This is a genomic window from Campylobacter sp. MG1 (genome assembly GCF_026616895.1).
Classification (GTDB): domain Bacteria; phylum Campylobacterota; class Campylobacteria; order Campylobacterales; family Campylobacteraceae; genus Campylobacter_E.
Genome location: NZ_JANYME010000038.1, coordinates 1 through 483 on the forward strand (window position 1 = coordinate 1; position 483 = coordinate 483).

Below are 483 nucleotides of genomic sequence, written 5' to 3' on the forward strand. Positions count from 1 at the left end.
GTAATTTTCTTTATTTAATTTTGCTTCATTATATTGCAAAGCCATACTTTCTAAGTTGGCTCTTGCTTGAGCAAGTTCATATTCACCTACAGCGCCAACTTGAAATTTTTCATCATTAATCCTATAAATTTCTTTTGCAGATTCATAGGCTTCTTTAAGAGCATTTTCATTTTCATAAGCATTTACAAGATTAAAATAAGTTTGAACCGTATTTGAAATAACAGAAAGTCTTGCAGCTTCATAATCATACTCACTTGCTTTAAAGCCTGATTTTGAGGCGCGATATGTATCGCGATATTTTCCCCAAAGATCGATTTCATAGCTTAAATTAAGCCCCATTTTAAAATCATTACCGTAACTTACTTCCCCGGTTCGATTGCTTGGAGCATTTATAGCTGTTTTTGAACGATTACCGCTTGCGCTACCATCAAATTTTGGCAACAAACTGCTAAAATCTATACCTAATTGAGCAGCAGCTTGTTC

1 pseudogene is annotated in these 483 nt (G+C 34.2%); it reads right to left on the reverse strand.

The window, feature by feature from the left end:
* Positions 1–483 (reverse strand): annotated as a pseudogene (gene cmeC / locus NY022_RS09570) (multidrug efflux transporter outer membrane subunit CmeC); the annotation flags it as partial.